This window comes from Sphingobium sp. RAC03, from assembly GCF_001713415.1.
In the GTDB taxonomy this organism is placed as follows: domain Bacteria; phylum Pseudomonadota; class Alphaproteobacteria; order Sphingomonadales; family Sphingomonadaceae; genus Sphingobium.
The window spans coordinates 269815-295665 of sequence record NZ_CP016456.1 but is presented as its reverse complement, the minus strand read 5'-3'; the positions used below and the strand labels follow the sequence as shown (position 1 = coordinate 295665).

Genomic DNA, 25851 nt, shown 5'->3' with positions numbered 1-25851 from the left:
GTGTCATATCTGCAACATAAGTCCTTGTTTATCTTAGGTTCATGAAACTTACGGCTCCTCGCGGCTTTCAGCGTCTCTCCCCTGCAGGGGGATGACAATGGAGTTTAGAATATGCGTAAGTTGATGGTCGCAACCCTTCTCGGCAGCGCCGCAGTCGCCGCCCCCGCCATGGCACAGGATGTCGGCCCGACCTTCACCGGTCCCCGCGTCGAAGCGATCCTGGGCTATGATCATGTCGGTGCCGGCAGCGATGTCGACAATAATAACGACCGCGATGACCAGTCGATCGACGGTCTGCTCTACGGCATCGGCGCCGGTTACGACGTGAACCTCGGCAGCGCCGTGGTCGGCGTCGAAGGCGAGTGGACCGACTCCACCGCCAAGTCCGATCGTCGCGATCCCACCGACCAGTTCGGGTTCGGCCGCGTCAGCCAGGGCCGTGACCTCTATGTCGGCGCGCGCGCTGGTATCCTCGCCAACCCCTCGACGCTGGTTTACGTCAAGGGCGGCTATACCAACAGCAAGCTGAACGTGCTGGCCGGCAACACCGACCAAACCACCGACACCGCGTTCAAGCTGGACGGCTGGCGCATCGGTGGCGGCGTGGAACGCGCGATCAACACCAACACCTTCGCCAAGGTGGAATATCGCTATTCCAAATATAGCGACGCCAATATCGAGTTCGCCAATGGCGCGACCACCGAAGATTTCGGCATCGACACCGACCGGCATCAGGTCGTCGCCAGCGTTGGCTGGCGCTTCTAAAAGCCGCTAAACAAGGGAGGGGGCCGGTTCACAAGACCGGCCCCTTTCACCATTTTACGACACTATCGCTCAGCCCTTCTGCACCGTGTCCAGAAACCGCTTGTAGATGGTGATGACCTGATCCTCGATCGGCTTGGTCGGATCGGGCTTCTTCACCCCGGACCGGATCGCCCATGCCTGGGTCAGTTGCGCAGCCACCTGGGCCGCCGTGTCGCTCGTGATCGCCATGATGATTCCCTCCATCATTTCGGTCCCGTCAGGATGAAGAATAGCCCGCCCAAGTCAACGCCATTTGCTGCAATGCAGCATAAGCCGGTGAAGCAGGGGGACAATTTCTCAGCGCCGCGCAGCATCGCCGTCCTAAGGTGCATTCCCCTAGCGCGACGGGCGCAAGGATGATATTGACACTGATGTGAGTAACGCGATTCCCCATCAATATCCCATCGGCATCGATGCCGCCGACATCGACTTCATGGGTCATGTCAACAATGCCAGCTACCTCAAATGGGTGCAGGAAGCCGTGCTGGACCATTGGCGCGCTTTGGCCCCGTCGGAGGCCGTCGCCGGGCACCTCTGGGTCGCGCTCAAGCATGAAATCACCTATCGCAAACCCACCTTCCTCGACGACGACGTGATCGCCACCGTGTTGCTGGAAAAGGTGCAGGGCGCACGCGCCTTCTACGAAACCATCATCCGTCGCGGTGAAGAAGTGCTGGCCGAAGTCAAATCCAGCTGGTGCTGCATAGACGCCAGCAGCCTGCGCCCCGCGCGACTGACCCGCGACGTCATCGACCACTTCTTCGCCCCGGACGAAAAAAAGGCCACGCAATAGGCACGGGTGTCGGGGAAGACCAAACGGCGGCGACCCACACCGCCGTCTTTCCCCTCGTCATTCCCGCGAAAGCGGGAATGTGGATTCACGTTTGAAGTGCAACGGTTGGACGCGGCTGACCGTGCTCAGGACGGGCGGGGGAGGCGTCCCGCCAACCATAATCGAGCTTTTGTATGAGGACGTCACCGCCAAGGCGAAGTTCATTGCCCTGTCCACCAAGTTCGGCCCGTACTACGAGGGCGGGATCAAGTTTGTGGAGGATCAGCTTGCTAAGCAAGGCGACGACTTGACGGCCTGCCGTGCCACATTGGCACGCATAATGGGAGCGAACGATCCCAAACGATCCCAATCGCCTCGGCTTCGCCGCGCCGTCTTAATTGCCGCCCCTCTAAGAAGGTGGCCCCAGCAGGGGTAAGCAAACCTGTTGAAAATATGGTGGACGCACTTGGGCTCGAACCAAGGACCCGCTGATTAAGAGTCAGCTGCTCTACCAACTGAGCTATGCGTCCACACCGGCATCGGACTGTCTGGAAGAGCCAGTGTCCGTTGGCGTGGGCGGGCAATTAGCAGCGTCGGCCGGATTCGCAAACCCTAAATTGCGTTGCGGCGCAAAAAGTTTCAGCGCCGTGACATCGCACCGGCCTCACGCCCAGTTTCTATGCCCGCTGCTGCGGCGGTTGCTGCGGTCGATGGCCATGATGATGCCCACGCACAACATGACCGTCAGCATCGACGACCCGCCATAGGACATAAAGGGCAGGGGGATGCCGACGACCGGTGCCAGACCCATCACCATCATCAGGTTGATCGCGACATAGAAGAAAATGGTGGTGGTCAGCCCCGCCGCGACCAGGCGCGCGAACTTGTCGGGGGTCCGCATCGCCACGCGCAGGCCCCAGCGGAACAGCAGCATGAAGGCACCGATCATAACGATGCCGCCAACCAGGCCCCATTCTTCCGCCATGGTGGCGAAAACGAAATCGGTATGGCCTTCGGGCAGATAGTCGAGATGGCTTTGTGAGCCCTGCAGGAAGCCCTTGCCCCAAATGCCGCCGGAACCAATCGCGATCTTCGACTGGCTGATATGATAGCCGGCACCCAAAGGATCGCTTTCAGGGTCCAGGAAGATCAGGACGCGCTTTTGCTGATAGTCGTGCAGGAAGCTGAAGGCGATCGGGACGATCGCGGCCAGCGCCAGCCCAGAGCCGACGAACAGGCGTAGCGGCAGTCCGGCGAGGAACATGACCGTCACGCCGCCCGCCAGGATCATCGTGGCGGTGCCGAGATCCGGCTGGATCAGTACCAGCGACCAGGGCAGACCGATGAGCACCAGCGCAGGCCAGATCGCGTTCCAGCGACGAATTTCTCCTACAGGCAGCCTGGCGTAGAATTGCGCGACGGCCAGCACGATGATCGGCTTCATGAACTCCGACGGCTGGAGCAGCATGAAGCCGAGGTTGATCCAGCGTTGGCTCCCGCCTCTGACCCCGCCGATCAATTCGACCAGGATCAAGGCGATGAGCACGCTGCCATAGGCGGGAAAAGCGAAGCGCGAGAATAGCTCGATCGGAATGCGACTAAGGACCAGCGCCATGGCCGAGAAGATGCAGAAGCGTACCGACTGGTTGACGGCCCAGGGGAAGATGTTGCCGTCCGCCGCACTGTAGAGCACCAGAGTACCGAAGGTCGCGATCGCGAGCAGCAAGGCCATGACGCGCCAGGGAAATTGGGTCAGCGGCTGCGGCACGAGGCTCATGGTGCATCGCTCTCATTGCTGACGGGTGAGGGTGCGGCGACGGCACCATTATCCGCATCGGCAGCATTGCTGCCATTGTCGGCGACCGGCGGGGGCACTTCGCCGCGTTCGATCGCGCGCGCCAAGCGAAAAGCCGCCATCTGCCGCGCCTGCCGTTCGGTCGGCGTCCCGCCCCAGCCTTTTTCCAGCGTTTCCAGCTTCTCCGTCGCCTTCTTGGGGTCGAACAAATAAGAGAGGGTGTCGCTGGCGATCATCGGCGCATCCTCATTGCGGATCATATGGCCGCCATGTTCGATGATGCAGGCGACGGCATAGCGCGGATTGTCGAACGGCGCGAAGCCCTGGAACAGGGCATGGTCGCGCAGCTTGAAGGCAAGCGATGCGTCGCGCCGGACCCCGCCTGCGCGCTCGGCCATGGTGATGCGGCGTACCTGTGCGGTGCCGGTCTTGCCCGCGATCAGCACGTCAGGAATGGCCATCCGCGCCGCGCCGCCTGTACCGCCGCCATTGACCACGGCGCTCATCGCGTCGCGGATGACCGCGAGATGCTCATCCGAAGCGCCCACAGAGGCGGGGGCAGGGCGTTTCGCGCCATGCAGGAAGTTGGGCATCAACTGTTTGCCCGTCGCCAGTCGTGCCGCCATCACTGCCATCTGGAGCGGGTTGATGAGCATGTAGCCCTGACCGATGGTGGCATTCACCGTGTCGTAGACCTGCCATTTCTGGTCATATTTCTTTTCCTTCCACGCCGGGTCCGGCACGGTGCCATAGCTCTGGCTGGGGAAAGGCAGGTCGAAGCGCTGGCCCATGCCGCACCGCCGCGCCATTTCGGCAATGCGGTCCATGCCGACGCGCTGGGCCATTTGATAGAAATAGATATCGCAGCTTTGCGCGATGGCGGTGCGCATGTTGACCGCGCCATGGCCGCGCCGCTTGTGGCAGTGGAATAGCGTGTTGCCCACCCTGATGGCACCGGCGCACCCTACCGTCTCCTGCGGCCCGACGCCGGCCTCCAGCAGCGCTAGCGCCACCATAGGCTTGACGGTCGATCCTGGGGGATAGAGACCCTGCAACGTCTTGTTGCGCAGCGGCACATGGTCGTCCTGCGACAGCATCGCCCATTCCAACTGGCTGATGCCGTCGGAAAAGCTGTTGGGATCGAAACTGGGCATCGATGCCATCGCCAGCACGTCGCCATTGGCGCAGTCGATCACGACCACCGACCCGCTTTGGGTCGCGAGACGACGGCCCGCATATTCCTGCAAGCCTGCATCGATCGTCAGTTTGATCGGATTGCCCGGCATGTCGGGGCGGGTGGTCAGTTCTCGCACGATCTTGCCACGCGCGGTCACTTCCACCCGCTTGGCACCGGGCTTACCGGTCAGATGCTGGTCGAACGCCTTTTCCAGCCCGTCTTTGCCGACCTTGAATCCCGGTGTGATCAGCAGCGGATCGCGCCGTTCCTTATAATCCTCCGCCGTCGCGGGACCGACATAGCCCAGCAGATGACCGACAGTGGAGCCGGCCGGATAATAGCGCGAAAAACCCTGGCTGGGCGCGACGCCGGGCAAGTCGGGCAGGCGGACGCTGACCGCGGCATATTGCTCGTAGGTCAACTTGTCGGATACCTGGACGGGGCGGAAACGCGCCGACTTGTCCAGTTCCTCGCGAATACGCTCGACCTCGTCCGATTCCAGGCTGAGCAATTGGGCCAGGTGGCGGATCGTGCCTTCGGCATCGACCACCCGTTGCGGGATGAGATCGACACGAAAATCGGTGCGGTTGTTGGCAAGCGGGCGACCGTTGCGGTCTATGATCCAGCCCCGACGCGGCGGAATGAGCGTCAGATTGACGCGATTGCTTTCCGACAGCATCGCATATTTTTCATTTTCCGCGACGCTGATCCAGGCCATGCGCGCCGCCAGCATCGCGCCGATGCCACCCTGGATCGCCCCCAGCACCATCGTCCGTCGCGAAAAGGTGAAGGTCTGGCTGGCTTCGGTGACGCTCTTGGGCTTGAGCAGGGGAAATTTCATGCCATCACGCGCCAGCGGTCGATCCGGGCGCATTGCCGGACGACGAAGGGAAATAACAATATCGTCCAGAGCATCTGCGGCGCGACCAACAGCAACCTCACTTCGCCGCCACCTGTAATCCGCGCGAAAAACAGACCGGTGGCGATGCAGAAGATAATGGCGATGGCCGCAATTAACCAGTCCTGCCGATAACTGCGCCACACCATGCGATGTTCGACCGCATCGATCATCAGCAGCGTCACCGTCCACAGGAACATAGCCGACCCGATCGGCTGGCCGCTGACCATGTCGTCGAACAAGCCAAGCGGCAGGCCGATCCAGGCGCGCCACAGTTCAGGGCGCAGCAAGCGCCAGGACAGGAGCAGCAACAGGCCAAAGGGCGGCATGACCGGCGACTGCGCGATCAGCGGCAGCGCGGCCGCCAGCGACCCGATCATCACCGTTATCACCGGCGTCCCGGCCAAGCGGAAACGCGAGGGATGTTTGCCCAGGCGCGACACATGGCGAAGATGGCGGTCGATCATGGCGCGGCCGTGCTGCTGGGTGCGGCGTCCTCCGGCGGCAATGCTTCGGCGGCAGGATCGGGCCGGGTCACAACATCCTCGAACGGGCGTTCGACCACCACCGCATCGACGCGCGAGGGGTTGGCGAGCGGGAAGCCCCAAGCGATCTCACCCTGGACCCGCACGACCACGGCGACCGGGATATTGGGCTGATAGATGCCACCGATGCCGGATGTGACCAGCAGGTCGCCCGGCTTGAACGGATTGCGTCCCGCGGACAGTGCGCGGATCTCCACCGATCCGTCACCCGCACCAGTGGAAATGGCGGGCACGCTGTCATTTGCGCGGCGGACTGGTACGATATTGCCGGTGTCGGTCAGCAACAAGACTTCGGCGGTGTTGGGCGTGGTGCTGTGGACACGGCCGATCAACCCTTCGGCGGCGCGCACCGGCATGCCAGGCCGCACGCTTTGCCAACGCCCGGCGTTGAGCCGCGCGAAACGACGCGCGCTGCTGGACGAGGAACTGATGAGCCGTGCGGTCAATAGGCTGCTCTGGTCGGCATCGACCAGACGCAGCAACTTCTTGAGCCGGGCATTTTCCTGGGCGATCGCCTTTGCTTCGATGATGCGATTGCGATCGGCTTCCACCTGCCGCCGCAGCGCGACATTCTGCGATCCCGCCCGCCAATAGGAGGCCAGCACCTCGTCCACCGAGCTGACGCCGCTGACCATATTGCGCAGGCCCGATGAGAGCGGTCGGGTCAGTTCCGCCGTCGCGGTGCGCAGGCCAGCAAAGCCGGTGGGATCGAATATGGCGACCACGACCAGCAGCAGGGCGGCCGCAGCGCCGCCGACCGCCACGACATAGCCGAAGAACAGGCTATATTGCGCCCTTCGGTTGATGCCGGGGCGTAGGCTGGGTGGCCGCGCCATCTACGCGTCCCTTTCGAAAAAGCCCGTCGGATCAGGCGGTTTGCAAGACGCCTCGGAACATCGGATCTTCCATAGCGCGGCCAGTGCCGATCGCGACGCAGGTCAGCGGATCTTCGGCAATCGTCACCGGCAGGCCGGTTTCGTCGCGCAATTCATCGTCCAGCCCCTTGAGCAGCGCGCCGCCGCCAGTCAGGACGATACCCTGATCGACAATATCAGCCGCCAGTTCGGGCGCGGTGTTTTCCAGCGCGATCCGCACGCCTTCAACGATCGTGCTGATCGGCTCGGCCAGCGCGTCGGCGATCTGACCCTGGTTGATCGAGATTTCCTTGGGCACGCCATTCACCAGGTCGCGACCCTTGATATGGATCGTCTCACCAACGCCATCGGCGGGCGACTGGGCGATGCCATATTGCTTCTTGATGCGCTCGGCGGTGGCTTCGCCGATCAGCAAATTATGATGACGACGCACGAAGGAGACGATCGCTTCGTCCATCTTGTCACCCCCCACGCGGACGCTGGTGGTGTAAGCGAGGCCACGCAGAGATAGCACCGCGACTTCGGTCGTACCACCACCAATATCGACGACCATCGAACCGATCGGCTCGGTCACCGGCATGTCGGCGCCGATTGCGGCGGCCATCGGCTCCTCGATCAGGAACACCTGGCGCGCGCCGGCATTGCTGGCCGCGTCACGGATGGCGCGGCGCTCGACGCTGGTCGAACCCGAAGGCACGCAGATCACGATCTCCGGCGCGCGCCAAGGGCTATGCTTGCCGCCATGGACCTTGGTGATGAAATGCTTGATCATCTGTTCGGCGACGTCGATGTCGGCGATCACGCCATCGCGTAAGGGGCGGATGGCCTCGATCGAATCCGGGGTCTTGCCCATCATCAGCTTGGCGTCTACGCCCACGGCTTTCACCCGCTTGACGCCGTTCAGCGTCTCGACCGCCACCACCGACGGTTCGTTCAGCACGATGCCGCGACCGCGAACATAGACCACCGTATTGGCGGTGCCGAGGTCGATGGCCATATCCTGCGAGGTGAATTTGAAGAGACGCGAGAAGATCGACATGCCTTATCCTGTATCGCCCGCCGTCCCCGCGACGCGACAGGGGACCGGTCGGAAAGCTGTTCCGCTCGTCCGCTGCGCCGCATGGCTTTTGCCCTGTTCAGTCATCCTGTGCAGTGCAAAATATTTGGCGTCGCGGGTCGCGGAAAGCGACCGATTGGGCTAGTCCCTAATCAATGTCAATACGCCGCCTGCCCGAACATCTGGTCAATCGTATCGCTGCCGGTGAAGTGGTCGAAAGACCCGCCAGCGCGCTCAAGGAAATCGTCGAAAACGCTTTGGACGCGGGCGCGACTCGGCTCTCCATCCGCCTGTCGGGCGGGGGGCTGGACCGGATCGAGGTGAGCGACGATGGCTGCGGCATGGATTCGGCGGACATGGCGCTGGCGCTGGAACGCCATGCCACGTCGAAGATGCCCGACGACGATGCCATTGAAAATGTGGCGACTCTCGGTTTCCGGGGGGAGGCGCTGCCTTCCATTGCGAGCGTCGCGCGGCTGACCATCGACAGCCGGGTTGCGGGTGCGGACGGGTGGAGCCGCACCGTCGATAATGGCCAGCTAGTCGCCGAAGGGCCGGCGGCGCTGCCCCCCGGCACTCGCGTCACCGTCGAGCAACTCTTCGCCAAAGTGCCCGCCCGGCGCAAATTCCTGCGCTCGGCCAAGGCGGAATATGCCGCCTGTCTCGACATCGTCCGCCGTCTCGCAATGGCACATCCCGCGGTTGCGTTCGCACTCGAACATGATGGTCGCCGCACGCTGGGCGTGCAGGCGGGTGAGGCGCGGGAGGAACGGGTGGCCGCGCTGACCGATCGAGCCTTGGCCGACAATCATGTGATCGTCAGCCTGGAACGCGAAGGCGTGCGCCTGTCCGGCGTTGCCTCAATCCCCACCTACAATCGGGGGGTGGGTGATCATCAATATCTGTTCGTCAATGGACGCCCGGTAAAGGATCGGCTGTTGATCGGCGCGCTGCGCGGGGCCTATGCCGACATGCTGGCGCGGGACCGGCATCCCGTGGTCGCCCTGTTTCTTGACGTGCCGCCGCTCGACGTCGACGTCAATGTCCATCCCGCCAAAACCGAGGTGCGCTTCCGCGATCCTACGATGATCCGGGGCATGATCGTGTCCGGCCTGCGCCGCGCGCTCGATGCGGAGGGTTTTCGCGCCGTCCAGAATGCCGATCCGGCCGCGTTGTCCGCCTGGCGCGCCGAGCCGGTCTCGCCAACGCCGATCGGCGCGATGCCGATTTTCGACGCCGTATCGGTCAGCTATAATCCTTTGGCCTCGTCGTCTTTCGGCGACCGCCGGTCGAATTTCCTGACGCCGCCGCCCCAGGCCCGCGCTGAACCCGCCGCTGCTCCGGCACCGGAAGGGCAGAGCTTCCCGCTGGGCGTCGCGCGCGGGCAGGTGGCGCGCACCTATATCGTAGCGGAGGCGGAGGATGGCCTCGTCATCGTCGATCAGCATGCCGCGCATGAACGGCTGACGCTGGAACGGATGCGCCGGGCGATGGAGGGGCAGGGGGTTGCCAGCCAAGCGCTGTTGCTGCCCGAAGTGGTCGAACTGGAAGAGCCCGCCTGCGACCGTCTGGAAGCCCGCGCGCCGGAACTGCGCGATTTCGGGCTGGAATTGGAACGCTTCGGCCCATCCGCGATGCTGGTCCGTGCCGTACCTGCGATGCTCGGCCAGTCGGACGTGCAGGGACTGGTGACGGACCTTGCCGATGATCTCGCTGCCTATGATAGTGCCCTGTCGCTGAAAGAACGGCTCGACCTCGTCGCCGCAACCATGGCCTGCCACGGATCGGTCCGTGCTGGCCGCGTGCTGAGCGTCGCGGAAATGAACGCGCTGCTCAGAGAAATGGAAGTGACGCCGCGATCGGGCCAGTGCAACCATGGTCGACCGACTTGGGTAAAACTGGGTCATGGGGATATTGAGAAACTGTTTGGGCGGAAATAGGCGTGGCGTATAATGCCGGATAAACGGCGAAACAGCCATAATTTCTGATTTCCGCTATCGCCCCATTGCGGCCATTATGATTTCGTGTGACCATGAGCAATCATAGCACCAGAGTTGAGCCGCATGACGCAACGCCGTTATCTGACCGTTACAGTTTTGCTGATGTCGGCCATGATTAGTGCGCTCGCATTTTCCCGTTTTGCCGTTTGGCGCGGCTTCTCAGATGAGTGGAGGGATACTCCCTCTGCGGTTGTCGCCGTGGCGCTACTGATTTGGCTGGCCTTTGGGGCAAAGCAGAAGACCGACGGCAGCTAACCATTAAAATTCGACATGGTTATGTTGACACGGCCGTCCCTACTCCGGGACAGCCTACCCATCGCGGCGTAGAAAAGTTGGTTGAGCGGGGGTGACCGCTCTCAGACAGACCCGCAACTCACCTCAGCCTCACACCGGCCTTGTGCGCCACATCGCAATCGGGATCATCGTCAGCACGGGTTGATCGTCCTGGTTGAGGATCGTCACCTTGTTGCGCACAATTCCCATTTCCGGGCGGCTTTTCGAGGCTTTCTTGTCGATCACTTCGCTTGTGCCGCGCAGCGTGTCGCCGGGGCGCAGTGGGCGGAGCCAGCGTAGCTCATCGACGCCGATCGCGCCCAAGCTCGCCGCCTGTCGCCCCGGATTCCTCTGCATCTCGGTCACGAACATCTTCATGAACAGCGCGGTGGTGTGCCACCCGCTGGCCGACAAGGTGCCGAAATGGGTGGTCGCCGCGGCCTCATCGGACAGGTGGAAGGGCTGGGCGTCGAACTCGGCGGCGAAGGCGATCGTTTCCTCGCGCGTGACCGTCAGCGGCCCGAAGGCGAAGCTGTCGCCGACCTCTATGTCTTCGAAATAGAGAATGTCATCCATCGCCATGCCTATCCTTTTGCAATGGATGCCGTTCTATCACGCCTTACGTTTACGTCAATGTCAGCTGATTTGCAGCGAAGGCTGGCCGCGCGGGACGGTCATGGTTGCCCGCGTGCTGATCGCGCCGCCCGGCGTCGACACCTGATCCATGACCCGCGCCTGCGTCGTCCAGGCGTCGGGCGTGACTTCACAGACCAGATAGCCGCGCTGATCATTGATGAATTTCAGTTCGGCGTTATTCTTCAGCATGACATCGCTGCCAGTGCGCAGGTTCGACCCGTCGCCGCCCGACGAGATGGAGGTGGACACGAACTCGACCGCCACGGTCTTGTCGCCATTGTCGAGCAGCCCCGCGAAATTCTGATGCTCGTCGCCGGTCAGCACCACGACATTATCGAGACCACGCATCTTGGCCAGCAACCGGCTGCGCTGCGCCGTATAGGCGGCCCAGGTGTCGATATTGTAGATTTTCTGGGTCTCGTCGGCATAGCGGCGGCGGTCGAGCGACATCATCATGATCTGTTGCGCCACGCAATTCCATTGCGTTTGGCCACGCTTCAAATTCTGAACTAGCCAGCTTTCCTCCTCGGCGGAAATGACCTGAGATTTGCTGTCGTCGATGCCGGGGCAATAGGGTTTGAATCCGTCATCGCAGGGCTGTTTCGACCGGAACGAGCGGGTGTCGAGAAAATCGATCGAGAGCAGATCGCCATAGCGCGCTTCGCGATACATGTTGGTGATGATCCCGTTGCGCGGCAGCATGGCGGCGCGCACGGGCATATATTCATACCAGGCCTGCAATCCCGCCTGACGGCGCAGGCGGAAAATCTCCGGCGGCACAGCTTTCCAGTTTTCATCCTGGACCCAGTTATTCTCCACCTCATGATCGTCGAAGGTAGGGAACCATGTGTGTTTGGCGCGCGCGGCCTGCAGGTCGTAATCGCTTAGATATTGGGCGTAGCGCAGCCGATAGTCCGCGACGTCGAGACAATCCTGGCCGATATGGTTGCGCACATGGGGTACCGGCAGCCCATCCTTGTCATAGTCCGGTCCGCGCTGCTTATATTCATAGATGAAGTCGCCATAATGATAGACGAGGGCGAGGTCGTCTTCGCGCGCGAGATGGCGGAAAGCGGTAAAATACCCGTCCTCATAATTCTGGCAACCCGCCACCCCGAATTTCAGCGCCTTGGGGCTGGCCGATGCCAGTGGCAAGGTGCGTGACCGCCCGCGCGGAGACTGGTCGCCTGCCAAGGCGAACCGATACCAATAAGGACGATCAGGCTGCAGGCCGGTGACTTCGACATGGACGCTATGGCCCAGTTCAGGCCGCGCGGTCGCTTCGCCTGCCGCCACGATCGTCTTGAAACGATCGTCGCTGGCCACTTCCCACTTTACCGGCAGCGGCACCGTCGGCATACCGCCATGCGGCTCGAATGGCTTGGGCGCCAGCTTGGTCCAGATGACAAAGCCGTCCGCCGCCGGATCGCCCGACGTCACCCCCAGCGAAAAGGGATAACCCGCATACCAGCTTTGCGCCTTCACCAGAGCAGGCGCGCCGATTAACGGCGCTGTGGCGGCAACGGTCAGCAATTGGCGGCGGGTGAACATGGCGGCGACCTTCATGGATACGGTGATTTTATGGCTGTCTCTTAGCGCTTCGCCCTAGCCGCGCAATATGACACACAGATGCAATCTGGTCAGACGATCCACGCCCGCAGGGCGGCCCAGCGCTCCGTCTTTTGCGCGCGCGACAGGCTGGCATAGGCGCCGCTGGAGGAGGGAAGGTCGATCAGCGTCAGGCCCGGCCGGTCGCCCAACTGCCGCCGCCCCTGCATAGCGGCGGTCTTGCCATTGAAGCCGATCGCTGCAAGCGCTGGCAGCCGGGCGACGAACGTCCCCAGATCACGCAATTCCGCCGCGCGAATGGCCCCGTCCAAGCTCCCCTCACGCTGCGCGCTTTCGATCACGTCCCATAAGCCGACGCCCCGTGCCCGCAATCGCTTCAGCCGCATGGCATAGGGTTGGCCACGCAAATCCTCGCCCAGCACATCGCCCATCAGCATCCAGAAGGCATTGCCACGATGGGCATAATATTCATGCCGCCGGATCGACGCATCGCCGGGCAGGCTGCCGAGGATCAGCAGCCTTGTGTCTGCATCGACGCTGGGCGGGAAGGCGGCCTTGCGCTGCGCAGGCGATGGGCCGGGGCGCAGCGCCAAGGGTCAGACGTTGAACCGGAACAGCATGATGTCGCCGTCCTGCGTGACATATTCCTTGCCTTCCGACCGCCATTTGCCCGCTTCCTTGGCGCCGGTCTCGCCGTTGAACTGGACATAATCGTCAAAGGCCATGGTTTCGGCGCGGATGAAGCCTTTTTCGAAATCGGTATGGATCGCGCCGGCCGCCTGCGGTGCCTTCGATCCGCGCGCCACCGTCCAGGCGCGTGCTTCCTTTGGACCCACGGTGAAGAAAGTGATGAGGCCGAGCAGTTCATAGCCCGCCCGGATGATCCGCGCGAGACCCGCTTCGGCAAGGCCTAGCGCTTCGAGATATTCCGCCCGTTCCTCGACCGGCATGGTGACGAGTTCGGCTTCGATGGCGGCCGAGACGATGACGGCCTTGGCATTTTCCGCCGCCGCCTTCTCGAACACACGCGCCGAATGGGCGTTGCCGCTCGACGCGCTGTCCTCTTCGACATTGCAGACATAGAGGACGGGCTTGGCGGTCAGCAGCTGCGCCTGCGCGAACAGCCGCGCTTCTTCCTCGTCGCGCGGCACTGTCAGGCGCGCAGGCTTGCCGTCGCGCAGCAGGTCGAGCGCCTGGCCCAGAACGGCGGCGGCCGCCTTAGCTTCCTTGTCGCCCTGCGCACCCTTTTTCAACAGGTTGGGAACGCGCTTTTCCAGGCTTTCGAGGTCAGCCAGCATCAATTCCGTCTCGACTGTCTCCGCGTCGGCGATCGGATCGACTTTGTTTTCGACATGGGTGATGTCGTCATCCTCGAAGCAGCGCAGCACATGGACGATCGCGTCGGTCTCGCGGATATTCGCCAGGAACTGGTTGCCCAGCCCTTCACCCTTGGATGCGCCGCGTACCAGCCCTGCAATGTCCACGAACGCCAGTTGTGTCTCGATGATCTTGGCCGACCCGCCGATCTTTGCAATCGTCTCCAGTCGAGGGTCGGGCACGGCCACGCGCCCCTCATTCGGCTCGATCGTGCAGAAGGGATAGTTCGCCGCCTGCGCCGCCTGCGTCTCCGTCAGCGCGTTGAACAGGGTGGACTTGCCCACATTGGGAAGACCGACGATACCACAACGAAAACCCATTTGACTGCCTTTGAAGATCGGAAGGATTGGCGCGCGCGATAGCGCCTTGTGCGCCCCTTGGCCAGTGGCGCGCAAAGGGGTAGGACAAAAGGGCCAATTGCAATGCGCTTCGCACGCGCCACATGGAGCGTCATGACAGACATGCAAAGCCAGGCCCATTGGGTAGACGAGACCGGCCGCCAGTGGCCCAAGCGCCCGGCGCATGAAACGGGTGTACTCGGCCGCTGTCCCCGCTGCGGCGAAGGGCATATTTTCAACGGCTTCCTGACCATGCGCGATCATTGCGAAGTCTGTGGCCTTAATTACAGCTTTGCCGACCCTGCCGATGGCCCCGCCGTGTTCGTGCAATTATTCGCCTGCGTGCCCGGCGTCATCTTCATCATCATGCTCGAAATCATGGCGCGACCGGGCGTGTGGGTGCATCTGGCCGTTGGCGTGCCGGTGCTGATCCTGACCACCATTTTGCCCATGCGCCCGATCAAGGGCTGGCTGGTCGCTGCCCAGTTCACGATGAAGGCGCAGGAAGCGGGCACGGCGGGCCTGTGGGCGAAACTGCACGATGGCCAAGGCACGAAGCCCTAACCCTATCGCTTACCCAATCCAGTAAGGAACGATCTGCCGATTATCCGGGTCGACATGGATCGGCCGATCGGCGGGCGGAAAGGCGCGCTGGTCGCAGCTTTGGCGCGAACAGAGGCGACAGGTGATGCCGATCGGCGTCGCTGCGCCTTCGACGTCCAGTTGCAGCCCGTCGGCATAGACGAAGTTCGCCGCATGCGCCGTCTCGCACCCCAGTACCACGGCAAAGCGGCGCGGCGTCCGGCTGTAGCTGCCCGATGGCTTTACCAGCCCCTTGGCCATGGAGACGTAGCGCACGCCGTCGGGCGTTTCGCCCAGTTGCACGTTGATCCGGTCGGGAATCGCGACTGCCTCATGCACGTTCCATAAAGGGCAAGCGCCGCCAAACCGCGCGAACTGCAAGCGGGTGGCGCTGTGCCGCTTGGTGATATTGCCCGCCATGTCGACGCGGCAGAAGAAGAAGGGGATGCCGCGCAGCCCCGGTCGCTGAAGCGTCGAAAGCCGGTGGCAGGCCTGCTCGAAACTCACGCCGAAGGTGCGGGCGAGCCGGTCGATGTCGTGGCGCATCGTGCGGGCGGCTTCGCGGAAGGCGGCATAGGGCATCAGCAGCGCGCCTGCCGCATAATTGCCGAGGCCGATTGCCAAAAGCCGATCCGCGCCGGTGACGGGCAGCCCCGCCTTGCTCACCACATCGGCGATAACGGCCTGCCCCTCCAGCATCATGAGCTGGTGCGCCAGCATGAATTTGCGGCTCTCGGTCGGCAGCGCCGCGTTGACGAACAGCCGCTTGGTGCTGCTGGTATAGGATCGCAGCGCGCTGTCGGGCGTGTCGGCGATCAGCGTTTCGATGCCATGCCGCCGCGCCAGCGCTTCGACCAACATACCTTCGTCCAAGGTCTGCCCCGCGGTGAAGCTGGCGGCCATATCTTCGGCCAGGCAATCGATACTGTGGACATAATTGCCCGCCTCATGAAACCAGTCGCGCGCCGCCTCCCACGGCAGCCGCGCCTGCACCGTGCTGTCATTGGCGATCGCTTCCTCGATCATGTTGATCCGCTCGTTCGCCCGCAGATGCGCATTATAGAGGTCGAGATAGCGCGCCGCGAATTCCGGGAATTGTAGATGCAATTTCTCGATCCGCTCCGGTTCCAGCGCGACACCAGGTAATTCGGGATGGCTGAGCGCGAAAGTGAAGGCGCCCAGCATCTGCTCATCCTCGCGTGCGTCGAAGCTGGCCCAGTCGGTCGGAAAGGCATTGGCGAGTGCGGCCTTGACCTTGGCGGTCAGGGGGCGGTCATCATTCTCCATCTGGGATAGGTAGGACACGGAAATGCCCAACGCCTGCGCCATCGTCGCTTGGTCCATGCGATGGTCGAGGCGCAACTGGCGCAGCCTTGGTCCTGCAAAGATACGATTGCCGCGTGCCATATTGGGGTTCCCCGCTTCATGTTCCCCGGCGAAGGCCGGGGTCCAGTCCCATGGTCCGAACTGGACCCCGGCCTTCGCCGGGGCACGGAACAGGCCTGCCCCCAGTTCCTAATTTGCGAAGTCGTGATTTGCAAATTAGCAAATTTACATTTGCGAAAAGTCGCAAAGCTTGGGACAGAGCCGCTATAAGACGTCCGCGCAATGACCGGAGAGATATGCCTATGTCGAAGCTCGCCATTATCGAACAGCTTGAAGCCAAGCGCGAAGGTGCGCGCATGGGCGGCGGCCAACGCCGCATTGATGCCCAGCATGGTAAGGGCAAGCTGACCGCGCGCGAGCGGATCGAGGTGTTGCTGGACGAGGACAGCTTTGAAGAGCTGGACATGTATGTCGAGCATAATTGCGTCGATTTCGGCATGGACGAAGCGCATATCCCCGGCGACGGCGTGGTCACCGGATCGGGCACGATCAATGGGCGGCTGGTGTTCCTGTTCAGCCAGGACTTCACCGTCTATGGCGGCGCGGTGTCCGAACGGCACGCGATGAAAATCTGCAAGATCATGGACATGGCGCTGAAGGTCGGCGCGCCGGTGATCGGGCTGAACGATAGCGGCGGTGCGCGGATTCAGGAGGGCGTTGCATCGCTCGCGGGCTATGCCGAGATTTTCCAGCGCAATGTGCTGGCGTCGGGCGTGGTGCCGCAGATCAGCGTCATCATGGGACCATGCGCGGGCGGCGCGGTCTATTCGCCCGCGATGACCGACTTCATCTTCATGGTGAAGGATAGTAGTTTCATGTTCGTCACCGGACCCGATGTGGTCAAGACGGTGACGAACGAAGTCGTCACCCAGGAAGAACTGGGCGGCGCGGTGACGCATACGACCAAGTCGGGCGTGGCGGACGTGGCGTTCGAGAATGATATCGAAGCGCTGCTGGCAGTGCGCGATTTCGTCGACTTCCTGCCCGCGTCGAACAAGGAGCCGGTGCCGGAGCGGCCTAGCGCGGACCCGTGGGACCGGATCGAGCCGAGCCTCGACACGCTGATCCCCGCCAACGCGAACCAGCCCTATGACATGCACGAACTGATCAAGAAGATCGTGGACGAGGGCGATTTCTTCGAGGTGCAGCCCGCGCACGCAGGCAACATCATCTGCGGCTTTGGCCGGGTCGAGGGGCGGACGGTGGGCATCGTCGCCAATCAGCCCTTCGTGCGCTTCTGCGATGCGTTCGAGATACCGATCGTGACTCTGGTGGACGTGCCGGGCTTCCTGCCGGGGACGGCGCAGGAACATAATGGCATCATCAAGCATGGCGCGAAATTGCTGTTCGCCTATGCCGAAGCGACCGTGCCGAAAATCACGATCATCACCCGCAAAGCCTATGGCGGGGCATATGACGTGATGGCGTCCAAGCATCTGCGCGGCGATTTGAACTATGCCTGGCCGACCGCCGAAATCGCGGTGATGGGCGCGAAGGGCGCGGTGGAGATCATCTTTCGCGGCAAAACGGCGGACGAGATTGCCGAGCGCACCGCGGAATATGAAGCGCGCTTCGCCAACCCGTTCGTAGCGGCATCAAAGGGCTTCATCGACGAGGTGATCCAGCCGCATTCGACGCGCAAGCGGATTGCACTGGGTCTGCGGAAACTGCGCAACAAGGCGCTGGAGAATCCGTGGAAGAAGCATGACAATATTCCGTTGTGAGCGGGACGTTGGAAAGTCGTGATGAAAAATTTGAAGCTTGGGCTGACAAGCGCAGAGAGGAATATCGAAAAGCGCAACCCGTAAATCAAGTGAAGCCTGTAAAACCGAATATCATTTCTCGTTTTCTTCATGGCATCGGCAACATCATTGGTACGGCATTCGGGATGATTTGGATTGCTTCGATCGGCATTGGAATCTTATCTGCAATCCTTTCTCCCGGCAGTTGTTCTTTAGGTAACCATGCTACCGAATTCCGTGCGCGATAAGGTGAAAATATGAAACTCGGCCGTCTCAACCATATCGGCGTCGCCACGCCCTCGCTCGAACAGAGCATTGCCTATTATCGCGACGTAATGGGCGCGACGACAATTCACGAACCGTTCGATCTGCCCGCGCAGGGGGTGAAGGTGTGCTTTGTCGATACGCCGGGGGAGAATGGCACGGCGGGGACGCAGATCGAGTTGATCGAGCCGTTCGATGCGACATCGCCGATCACCGCCTTCATCGTCAAGAACCCGGCCGGGGGTCAGCATCATATATGCTATGAAGTGCCCGACATTCTCGAAGCCAAGGCGTGGTTCGAGGCGAAGGGCGCGCGGGTGCTGGGTGAGCCGCGCATCGGGGCGCATGGGACGCCGATCTTCTTCGTGCATCCCAAGGATATGAACGGGGTGCTGACCGAAATTATGGAGACGCCAAAGGAGGCGCATTGATATTAAGTCCTCTCCCGCAAGCGGGAGAGGATACGGAGCCTTGGCGGCTTGCCAGCCTAGGCGAAGTTGGTGAGGGCATGCGACGCGCAAGACCCTCACCACTGCGACTAAGGCCCGCTGCGCGGACCTAAGTCTCGTTGCCTCTCCCGCTTGCGGGAGAGGGGGTAGAGATAGGGTAGAAGATGACCGACAAACCGACACTGGATCAATGGGCCGCCGCGGCCGCCAAGGAAGTGAAGGGCAAGGATTTGACCTGGGCGACCCCGGAAGGGATCGCGGTCAAGCCGCTCTACACGGCTGAGGACGTGACCGTCGATCCGGGCCTGCCGGGCTTTGCGCCGTTCACGCGGGGGGTACGCGCGTCCATGTATGCCGGGCGACCCTGGACCATCCGCCAATATGCGGGCTTCTCCACCGCCGAGGAATCCAACGCCTTCTACCGCCGCAACCTCGCCGCTGGGCAGAAAGGATTGTCGGTCGCCTTCGATCTCGCCACCCATCGCGGTTATGACAGCGACCATCCGCGCGTCACCGGCGACGTTGGCAAGGCGGGCGTGGCGATCGACACGATCGAGGATATGAAAATCCTGTTCGATGGCATTCCCCTCGACCAGATGTCGGTCAGCATGACGATGAACGGCGCGGTGATCCCGATCTTGGCCTTCTTCATCGTCGCGGGCGAGGAGCAGGGCGTCGACCGCAAATTGCTCGACGGGACCATCCAGAACGACATCCTCAAGGAGTTCATGGTCCGCAATACCTATATCTACCCGCCCGAACCATCGATGCGGATCATCAGCGACATTTTCGGCTACACGTCGCGCGAAATGCCCAAGTTCAACAGCATCTCCATTTCCGGCTATCATATGCAGGAAGCCGGCGCGACGCAGGTGCAGGAACTGGCCTTCACCATCGCCGACGGCATGGAATATGTGAAATATGGCGTCGCATCGGGCCTCGACATCGACAAGTTTGCGGGCCGCCTGAGCTTCTTCTTCGCGATCGGCATGAACTTTTTCATGGAAATCGCCAAGCTACGCGCGGCGCGAGTGCTGTGGCATCGGGCGATGACGGAACTGGGCGCGAAGGATGAGCGCTCCAAGATGCTGCGGACCCACTGTCAGACCAGCGGCGTGTCGCTGACCGAGCAAGACCCCTACAACAACGTCATGCGTACCACGATCGAGGCGATGGCCGCGATGCTGGGCGGCACGCAATCGCTGCATACCAATGCGCTCGATGAAGCCATCGCGCTCCCCACCGACTTTTCCGCCCGGATTGCGCGCAACACGCAGATCGTAATCCAGGAAGAGACGGGGATGACCAAGGTGGTCGATCCGTTGGGCGGCTCTTATTATGTCGAGGCGCTGACGCAGCAACTGGTCGATGAAGCCTGGGCGATCATCGAAAAGGTGCAGGCCGATGGCGGCATGGCCAAGGCCGTGGCGGCAGGCTGGCCCAAGGCGATGATCGAAACCGCCGCCGCTGCACGGCAGGCGCGGGTCGATCGGGGTGATGACGTCATTGTCGGCGTCAACAAATATCGGCTGGCGACCGAGGACTTCCTCGAAACGCTCGACATCGACAATGCCAAGGTGCGCGAAGGGCAGATTGCCCGCATCAACCGGGTGAAAGCGGAGCGTGACAGCGCGAAATGCGAAGCGGCGTTGCAGGCGCTGCGCGACGGCGCGGCGAAGTCCTCCAGCCTCGACAACAACCTCCTTGCCCTTGCCGTCGAAGCGGCCCGCGCCCGCGCGACGCTGGGCGAAATCTCCTCCGCCATGGAGGAAAGTTTCGATCGCTACGGCACGCAGCCGACACCGGTAAAGGGCGTCTACAGCGCGCCTTATGCGGGTGACAGCCGCTGGCAACAGGTTCTTGACGGCGTGCAGGCCGTCGAGCGGCGCCTCGGTCGCAAACCCAAACTCCTCGTCGCCAAGATGGGGCAGGATGGGCACGACCGGGGCGCCAACGTGATCGCGTCGGCATTCGGCGACATGGGCTTCGACGTGGTGTCGGGACCGCTGTTCCAGACGCCCGAAGAAACCGTGGTGTTGGCGCTGGAAAGCGACGTTGATGTCGTGGGCGCGTCGTCGCTGGCGGCGGGCCACAAGACGCTGATCCCCGACCTCATCGCCAAGCTGCGTGAAGCAGGTCGCAACGACATCAAGGTGATTGCGGGCGGCGTCATCCCGCCACAGGATTATGACTTCCTCCGTGACGCGGGCGTTCAGGGCATTTATGGACCGGGTTCCAATGTCGTGGAATGCGCCGCCGACGTGCTGCGCCTCCTCGGCCACAACATGCCCCCGGTGGAGGATGCCGTATAATGATGACTTTAAATCCGTTCGTCCTGAGCCTGTCGAAGGACCAGCCTGAGCTTGTCGAAGGCTACATGCTTCGCTCCGCTCAGCGGACGGCTTCGACTTCGCTCAGCCTGAACGGAGTTGGGCAATGAACGCCGTGACAACCGCCCGCACCGACTGGACCCGTGCCGAAATCGCCGCGCTGTTCGACCTGCCGTTCGCCGACCTGATGTTCGAGGCGCAGACCATCCACCGCGCCAATTTTCCGCGCAACGAAGTGCAACTCTCCACCCTGCTGTCGATCAAGACCGGCGGTTGTCCGGAGGATTGCGGCTATTGCAACCAGTCGGCTTCGGCGGAAAGCGGCCTCAAGGCCGAAAAGCTGATGAGCGTGCAGGCCGTGATGCAGGCGGCGGCGCAGGCGAAGGATGCGGGCAGCTCGCGCTTTTGCATGGGTGCGGCCTGGCGCAACCCCAAGGAGCGCGACATGCCCGCTATCGTCCAGATGGTGCAGGGCGTGCGCCAGATGGGCATGGAAACCTGCATGACGCTGGGGATGCTCAACGAAAGCCAGGCCAAGGTTCTGGCTGACGCGGGCCTCGATTATTACAACCATAATATCGACACCTCGCCCGAACATTATGAGAAGGTGATCACCACCCGGACCTTTGATGACCGGCTCGAAACGCTGGAGAATGTCCGCAATTCGGGGATCAATGTGTGTTCCGGCGGGATCGTCGGCATGGGCGAGACGCGCGAGGACCGCGTCGGCTTTCTGCACGCGCTGGCGGTGCTGCCGACCCATCCGCAAAGCGTGCCGATCAACGCGCTGGTGCCGGTCAAGGGCACCGTGCTGGGCAATATGCTGGCCGACACCCCGCTCGCTAAGATCGACGAGATCGAGTTTGTGCGGACGGTGGCGGTGGCGCGGATCGTGATGCCGGAGAGCATGGTGCGGCTGAGCGCTGGGCGGGAAAGTATGTCGGATGCGTGCCAGGCTTTGTGCTTCATGGCGGGCGCGAACAGCATCTTCACCGGCGACAAGCTGCTGACCACGGCCAATGCGGGCGACAATGCCGATGCGGCGCTGTTCGCGAAGCTGGGCGTGGTGCCGATGCAGGCCGAGGTGAAGGTTGCGATGGAGGCGGCGGAGTGAGTTTCGCACTCACCTCCGTCACCCCGGACTTGATCCGGGGTCTCGCTTTTTCTCCGGCGATACGCGTGAAGAAAGCGGGATGCCGGATCAAGTCCGGCATGACGGATTATTGCGTGGAGGCAATGGGTTGATCCAAGATTGGGAAACTTGGCTGGTCGAGGATGCCGGTCATTCGATCATCGAGAAGAAGGCGTCTGTTGGTTTGGATTCGTTGTCGCCTGCTGAGCGGCTCACATACTGCCTCTGGGTGACGGATTACAGCATGAGAAATGCTGGTGATCTGCAAACGGCATCTGACCTTTATCCAGCGTTTCAGGTTGAGGCTGCCAACCTTGCCAGAAATCTTCACCTGCAGATGACATCTGAGATTTTTCAGATGGAAACGGCAGAATTGGAAAGTTCGTATTTTAATCGCTTTGATGCCGTCTGTGCTGAAGTTTCGAGAGCACTCACAGCAACTTAACACCACTACTTCCGTTCGCCCTGAGCTTGTCGAAGGGCTGCTTTTCTCCTTGAGAGGAAGAACGGGGCTTCGACAGGCTCAGCCCGAACGGCTGATAGGATAGGACTGGGACAGGGAATAATATGGCAATCACCAAGATCCTGATCGCGAACCGTGGCGAAATTGCGTGTCGTGTCATGCGCACGGCCAAGAAGATGGGCATCAAGACCGTCGCGGTCTATTCCGATGCCGATGCGCGCGCGCCGCATGTCCTCATGGCGGATGAAGCCGTGCACATCGGCCCGTCGCCCGCCGCCCAATCCTATCTGATTGCCGACAAGATCATCGAAGCGTGCAAACAGACCGGTGCCGACGCCGTCCACCCCGGCTACGGCTTCCTCTCCGAACGCGAGAGCTTCCGTACGGCGCTGGACGCGGAAGGCATCATCTTCGTCGGTCCCCCCGCTAATGCCATCGCGGCGATGGGTGACAAGATCGAGTCCAAGAAGCTCGCGCTGGAAGCAGGCGTCAATGTCGTCCCCGGCTTCGTCGGCGTCATCGACGACACCGAACATGCCGTAAAAATCTCCAACGAGATCGGCTATCCGGTCATGATGAAGGCATCTGCCGGTGGCGGTGGCAAGGGGATGCGCCTCGCTTATAATGAGCAGGATGTCCGCGAAGGCTTTGAAGCGACCAAGCGCGAAGGCCTCGCCAGCTTCGGCGACGATCGCGTGTTCATCGAGAAGTTCATCGAAAGCCCGCGCCATATCGAAATCCAGATATTGGGCGATCAGCATGGCAATATCGTCTATTTGAACGAGCGCGAATGTTCGATCCAGCGCCGTCACCAGAAGGTGGTGGAGGAAGCGCCATCGCCCTTCGTCACGCCCAAGATGCGCAAGGCGATGGGTGAACAATGCGTCGCACTCGCCCGCGCAGTCGGCTATTTCAGCGCCGGGACCGTCGAACTCATCGTATCGGGCGCGGACACGACCGGGGAGGGCTTCTACTTCCTCGAAATGAACACCCGGTTGCAGGTCGAACATCCCGTGACCGAGGAAATTACCGGTATCGATCTGGTCGAACAGATGATCCGCGTCGCCAATGGCGAGGCGCTGGCCTTCACGCAGGATGACGTCAAGATCAACGGCTGGGCGATCGAGAACCGCGTCTATGCCGAAGACCCCTATCGCGGCTTCCTGCCATCGACCGGTCGCCTCGTCCGCTACAATCCGCCCGAAACCGGCACCGACGAAAGCGGCGCGCTGATCCGCGTCGATGACGGCGTGGTCGAAGGCGGCGAAGTCTCCATGTTCTACGACCCGATGATCGCCAAGCTGATTACCTGGGCACCCACGCGGTTGGAAGCGATCGACAAGCAGATCGAAGCGCTCGACAAATTCGAGATCGAGGGACCGGGCCACAATATCGATTTCGTGTCCGCGCTGATGCAGCATGAGCGTTTCCGCTCCGGCAACATCACCACCGGCTTCATCGCGGAGGAATATCCCGATGGCTTCCAGGGCGCGCCCGCTTCGCCCGAATTGCGGCAGCGGCTCGCCGCGATCGGGGCCTTTGCCGCCATGGCCCAGGCCGACCGCGCCCGCCGCATCGACGGCCAGTTGGGCAAGCGCTTGCCGCCGCCGACAGGCTGGCAGGTCAAGATCGGCGACAGCGTCCATGATGTGGAAATCGACGGCGATGATGTCACCGTCGATGGCGTGGGCGTAGACATGGCGCTCGAATATACGCCCGGCGATCGGCTGATCGAAGCGGAGTTCGGCGAGGAGGAATTGGCGGTGAAGATCGCCCCCACCCGCGCCGGCTTCGTCCTGGCCGCCCATGGTGCCAGCCATAAGCTGCGCATCCTGCCTGCCCATGCCGCGCCCTATGCCGCGCACATGATCGAGAAGATCCCGCCAGACCTGTCGCGCTACCTGATCTGCCCGATGCCGGGCTTGCTGGTCGCACTGCATGTGGGGGCGGGCGACAAGGTCGAGGCCGGACAGCCGCTCGCCGTGATCGAGGCGATGAAGATGGAAAATATCCTGCGCGCGCAAAAGGCGGGCGTGGTGAAGAGCGTATCGGCCGCCCAGGGCGACAGCCTGGCCGTTGACGCGGTCATATTGGAGATGGAGTGACGCGCCTGATAGCGCAATCGCTGGTCCGGTCGACCTGAACCATAATAAAAAGGGCCGCGGCTCCGGTCGGAGCGGCGGCCCTTTTTCACACTTACGCAGACATCAGCGCTCGATGCACATCGCCACGCCCATGCCGCCGCCGATGCACAGCGTCGCCAGACCCTTTTTCGCATCGCGCTTGGCCATTTCGTAGAGCAACGTCGTCAGCACGCGCGCGCCCGAAGCGCCGATCGGATGGCCGATGGCGATCGCGCCGCCATTGACGTTGACCTTCTCCGCATCCCAGCCCAGTTCCTGGCCGACCGACAGCGCCTGCGCCGCGAAGGCTTCATTGGCTTCGATCAGGTCGAGGTCAGCGACGGACCAGCCGGCCTTGGCCAGCGCCTTGCGGCTTGCCGGGGCCGGGCCGATGCCCATGATCGAGGGATCGACGCCGCAGGTCGCGAAACCGGCGATCCGGCCCAGGATCGTCGCACCGCGCTTGGCGGCGGCATCGGCGGTCATCAGGACGAGCGCGGCGGCACCATCGTTCAGGCCGCTCGCATTGCCGGCGGTCACGCTGCCATCCTTCTTGAAGGCCGGACGTAGCGCCTGCATGCCTTCGATCGTGGCTCCGGCGCGGATATATTCGTCGGCATCGACGATGGTGTCGCCCTTGCGGCCCTTGATCGTGATCGGCACGATTTCGTCGGCAAAGCGACTTGAAGCGCGCGCCGCTTCCGCCTTATTCTGGCTGGCGACGGCGAAGGCGTCCTGCGCTTCCCGGCTGATCTGATATTTTTCCGCCAGATTTTCGGCGGTGATGCCCATATGGTAATTGTTGAAAGCGTCGGTCAGGCCGTCGTGAATCATCGTGTCGATCAGGCTGACATTGCCCATCTTGCTACCGCCACGCAGATATTGCGCATGGGGGGCAAGCGACATATTTTCCTGCCCACCCGCAACCATGATGTTGGCGTCGCCCGCACGGATCGCCTGAGCCGCCAGCGCCACCGCGCGCAGCCCGGAACCGCACAACTGATTGATGCCGATCGCGGTGCGCTCAACCGGAATGCCCGCATTGACGGCCGCCTGGCGCGCCGGGTTCTGGCCCTGGCCTGCGCTCAGCACCTGGCCCAGGATCACTTCGTCCACTTCGTCCGGCGCGACGCCAGCTTGCGCCAATGCAGCGAGGATCGCCTGACGACCCAGTTCATGCGCAGGGGTCGATCCGAACGCGCCCATGAAGCTGCCGACGGCGGTGCGCTTGGCGGCGGTAATCACGATGTCTGACAAAGGCCTG

24 protein-coding genes and 1 tRNA gene are annotated in these 25851 nt (G+C 62.2%); 12 read left to right on the top strand and 13 right to left on the bottom strand.

The window, feature by feature from the left end:
* The first annotated feature begins 111 nt into the window (after positions 1–111).
* The gene (locus BSY17_RS06035; RefSeq protein WP_037480931.1) at positions 112–765 is read left to right on the top strand and encodes an outer membrane protein; all 654 of its coding nucleotides are present in this window, start codon (positions 112–114) and stop codon (positions 763–765) included.
* Between the two features lie 69 nt (positions 766–834).
* On the opposite strand, the gene BSY17_RS21505 is transcribed toward BSY17_RS06035, so the two are convergent.
* Complete coding sequence (locus BSY17_RS21505) at positions 835–993, bottom strand: hypothetical protein (protein WP_171899195.1); 159 nt, start codon at positions 991–993, stop codon at positions 835–837.
* Positions 994–1177: 184 nt separating this feature from the next.
* Here BSY17_RS21505 and BSY17_RS06030 point away from each other — a divergent pair, with 184 nt between their 5' ends.
* Positions 1178–1597: an acyl-CoA thioesterase gene (locus BSY17_RS06030; protein ID WP_069064819.1), complete on the top strand. Its 420-nt coding sequence runs from the start codon at positions 1178–1180 to the stop codon at positions 1595–1597.
* Between the two features lie 433 nt (positions 1598–2030).
* Here BSY17_RS06030 and BSY17_RS06020 read toward each other — a convergent pair.
* The 6 genes from BSY17_RS06020 to BSY17_RS05995 form a co-directional block, all read right to left on the bottom strand.
* Positions 2031–2106, bottom strand: a tRNA-Lys gene (locus BSY17_RS06020).
* Between the two features lie 134 nt (positions 2107–2240).
* On the bottom strand, positions 2241–3353 hold the full coding sequence (rodA, locus tag BSY17_RS06015; RefSeq protein WP_069064817.1) for a rod shape-determining protein RodA: 1113 nt from the start codon (positions 3351–3353) through the stop codon (positions 2241–2243).
* The gene (gene mrdA, locus BSY17_RS06010; protein ID WP_069064816.1) at positions 3350–5389 is read right to left on the bottom strand and encodes a penicillin-binding protein 2; all 2040 of its coding nucleotides are present in this window, start codon (positions 5387–5389) and stop codon (positions 3350–3352) included. Before mrdA ends, rodA begins: the two co-directional genes overlap by 4 nt.
* On the bottom strand, positions 5386–5913 hold the full coding sequence (mreD, locus tag BSY17_RS06005) for a rod shape-determining protein MreD (protein WP_069064815.1): 528 nt from the start codon (positions 5911–5913) through the stop codon (positions 5386–5388). The genes mrdA and mreD overlap by 4 nt, the downstream gene beginning before the upstream one ends.
* Positions 5910–6827, bottom strand: a complete 918-nt coding sequence (gene mreC, locus BSY17_RS06000) for a rod shape-determining protein MreC (RefSeq protein WP_069064814.1) — start codon at positions 6825–6827, stop codon at positions 5910–5912. The genes mreD and mreC overlap by 4 nt, the downstream gene beginning before the upstream one ends.
* Positions 6828–6858: 31 nt before the next feature.
* Complete coding sequence (locus BSY17_RS05995) at positions 6859–7905, bottom strand: rod shape-determining protein (RefSeq protein WP_037472083.1); 1047 nt, start codon at positions 7903–7905, stop codon at positions 6859–6861.
* Between the two features lie 173 nt (positions 7906–8078).
* Between BSY17_RS05995 and mutL the strand changes: the two genes are divergently transcribed.
* Together mutL and BSY17_RS05985 are read left to right on the top strand one after the other, a co-directional pair.
* Positions 8079–9863, top strand: coding sequence for a DNA mismatch repair endonuclease MutL (gene mutL, locus BSY17_RS05990; protein WP_069064813.1), 1785 nt, complete (start codon positions 8079–8081; stop codon positions 9861–9863).
* 123 nt (positions 9864–9986) lie between these two features.
* Positions 9987–10178 carry a hypothetical protein gene (locus BSY17_RS05985; RefSeq protein WP_069064812.1) on the top strand — a complete coding sequence of 64 codons (192 nt, stop codon included), beginning with the start codon at positions 9987–9989 and terminating at the stop codon, positions 10176–10178.
* Between the two features lie 129 nt (positions 10179–10307).
* Here the strand turns inward: BSY17_RS05985 and BSY17_RS05980 are convergent, their stop codons facing one another.
* From BSY17_RS05980 to ychF, 4 genes are all read right to left on the bottom strand, one after another.
* Positions 10308–10772 carry a MaoC family dehydratase gene (locus BSY17_RS05980; RefSeq protein ID WP_069066815.1) on the bottom strand — a complete coding sequence of 155 codons (465 nt, stop codon included), beginning with the start codon at positions 10770–10772 and terminating at the stop codon, positions 10308–10310.
* Between the two features lie 60 nt (positions 10773–10832).
* Positions 10833–12383, bottom strand: a complete 1551-nt coding sequence (locus BSY17_RS05975) for an alkaline phosphatase D family protein (RefSeq protein ID WP_069066814.1) — start codon at positions 12381–12383, stop codon at positions 10833–10835.
* An 89-nt stretch (positions 12384–12472) separates the two neighbouring features.
* Positions 12473–12994 (bottom strand): DNA-deoxyinosine glycosylase, encoded by a 522-nt coding sequence (locus BSY17_RS05970; protein ID WP_069064811.1) that lies wholly within the window; start codon positions 12992–12994, stop codon positions 12473–12475.
* A gap of 3 nt (positions 12995–12997) precedes the next feature.
* Complete coding sequence (gene ychF / locus BSY17_RS05965; RefSeq protein WP_069064810.1) at positions 12998–14098, bottom strand: redox-regulated ATPase YchF; 1101 nt, start codon at positions 14096–14098, stop codon at positions 12998–13000.
* Positions 14099–14239: 141 nt separating this feature from the next.
* Here ychF and BSY17_RS05960 point away from each other — a divergent pair, with 141 nt between their 5' ends.
* Entirely contained in the window at positions 14240–14680 is a 441-nt protein-coding gene (locus BSY17_RS05960; RefSeq protein WP_069066813.1) for a DUF983 domain-containing protein, read from the top strand.
* A 9-nt stretch (positions 14681–14689) separates the two neighbouring features.
* Here the strand turns inward: BSY17_RS05960 and BSY17_RS05955 are convergent, their stop codons facing one another.
* Entirely contained in the window at positions 14690–16105 is a 1416-nt protein-coding gene (locus tag BSY17_RS05955) for a helix-turn-helix domain-containing protein (protein ID WP_069064809.1), read from the bottom strand.
* Positions 16106–16326: 221 nt separating this feature from the next.
* On the opposite strand from BSY17_RS05955, the gene BSY17_RS05950 reads away from it, so the two are divergent.
* The 7 genes from BSY17_RS05950 to BSY17_RS05925 all read left to right on the top strand — a co-directional run bounded on the left by BSY17_RS05950 (position 16327) and on the right by BSY17_RS05925 (position 24569).
* Entirely contained in the window at positions 16327–17808 is a 1482-nt protein-coding gene (locus BSY17_RS05950) for an acyl-CoA carboxylase subunit beta (protein ID WP_069064808.1), read from the top strand.
* On the top strand, positions 17805–18074 hold the full coding sequence (locus BSY17_RS21190) for a hypothetical protein (protein WP_150125737.1): 270 nt from the start codon (positions 17805–17807) through the stop codon (positions 18072–18074). Before BSY17_RS05950 ends, BSY17_RS21190 begins: the two co-directional genes overlap by 4 nt.
* 9 nt (positions 18075–18083) lie before the next feature.
* Positions 18084–18521, top strand: coding sequence for a methylmalonyl-CoA epimerase (mce, locus tag BSY17_RS05945; RefSeq protein ID WP_069064807.1), 438 nt, complete (start codon positions 18084–18086; stop codon positions 18519–18521).
* Positions 18522–18703: 182 nt separating this feature from the next.
* Positions 18704–20851 (top strand): methylmalonyl-CoA mutase, encoded by a 2148-nt coding sequence (scpA, locus tag BSY17_RS05940; RefSeq protein WP_069064806.1) that lies wholly within the window; start codon positions 18704–18706, stop codon positions 20849–20851.
* Between the two features lie 124 nt (positions 20852–20975).
* Positions 20976–21983, top strand: a complete 1008-nt coding sequence (gene bioB, locus BSY17_RS05935) for a biotin synthase BioB (protein WP_069064805.1) — start codon at positions 20976–20978, stop codon at positions 21981–21983.
* Positions 21984–22062: 79 nt separating this feature from the next.
* Positions 22063–22446 (top strand): hypothetical protein, encoded by a 384-nt coding sequence (locus BSY17_RS05930; protein ID WP_037476795.1) that lies wholly within the window; start codon positions 22063–22065, stop codon positions 22444–22446.
* Positions 22447–22568: 122 nt separating this feature from the next.
* Positions 22569–24569, top strand: a complete 2001-nt coding sequence (locus BSY17_RS05925; protein ID WP_069064804.1) for an acetyl-CoA carboxylase biotin carboxylase subunit — start codon at positions 22569–22571, stop codon at positions 24567–24569.
* Between the two features lie 102 nt (positions 24570–24671).
* On the opposite strand, the gene BSY17_RS05920 is transcribed toward BSY17_RS05925, so the two are convergent.
* Positions 24672–25844 carry an acetyl-CoA C-acetyltransferase gene (locus tag BSY17_RS05920; protein ID WP_069064803.1) on the bottom strand — a complete coding sequence of 391 codons (1173 nt, stop codon included), beginning with the start codon at positions 25842–25844 and terminating at the stop codon, positions 24672–24674.
* Positions 25845–25851: the final 7 nt, after the last annotated feature.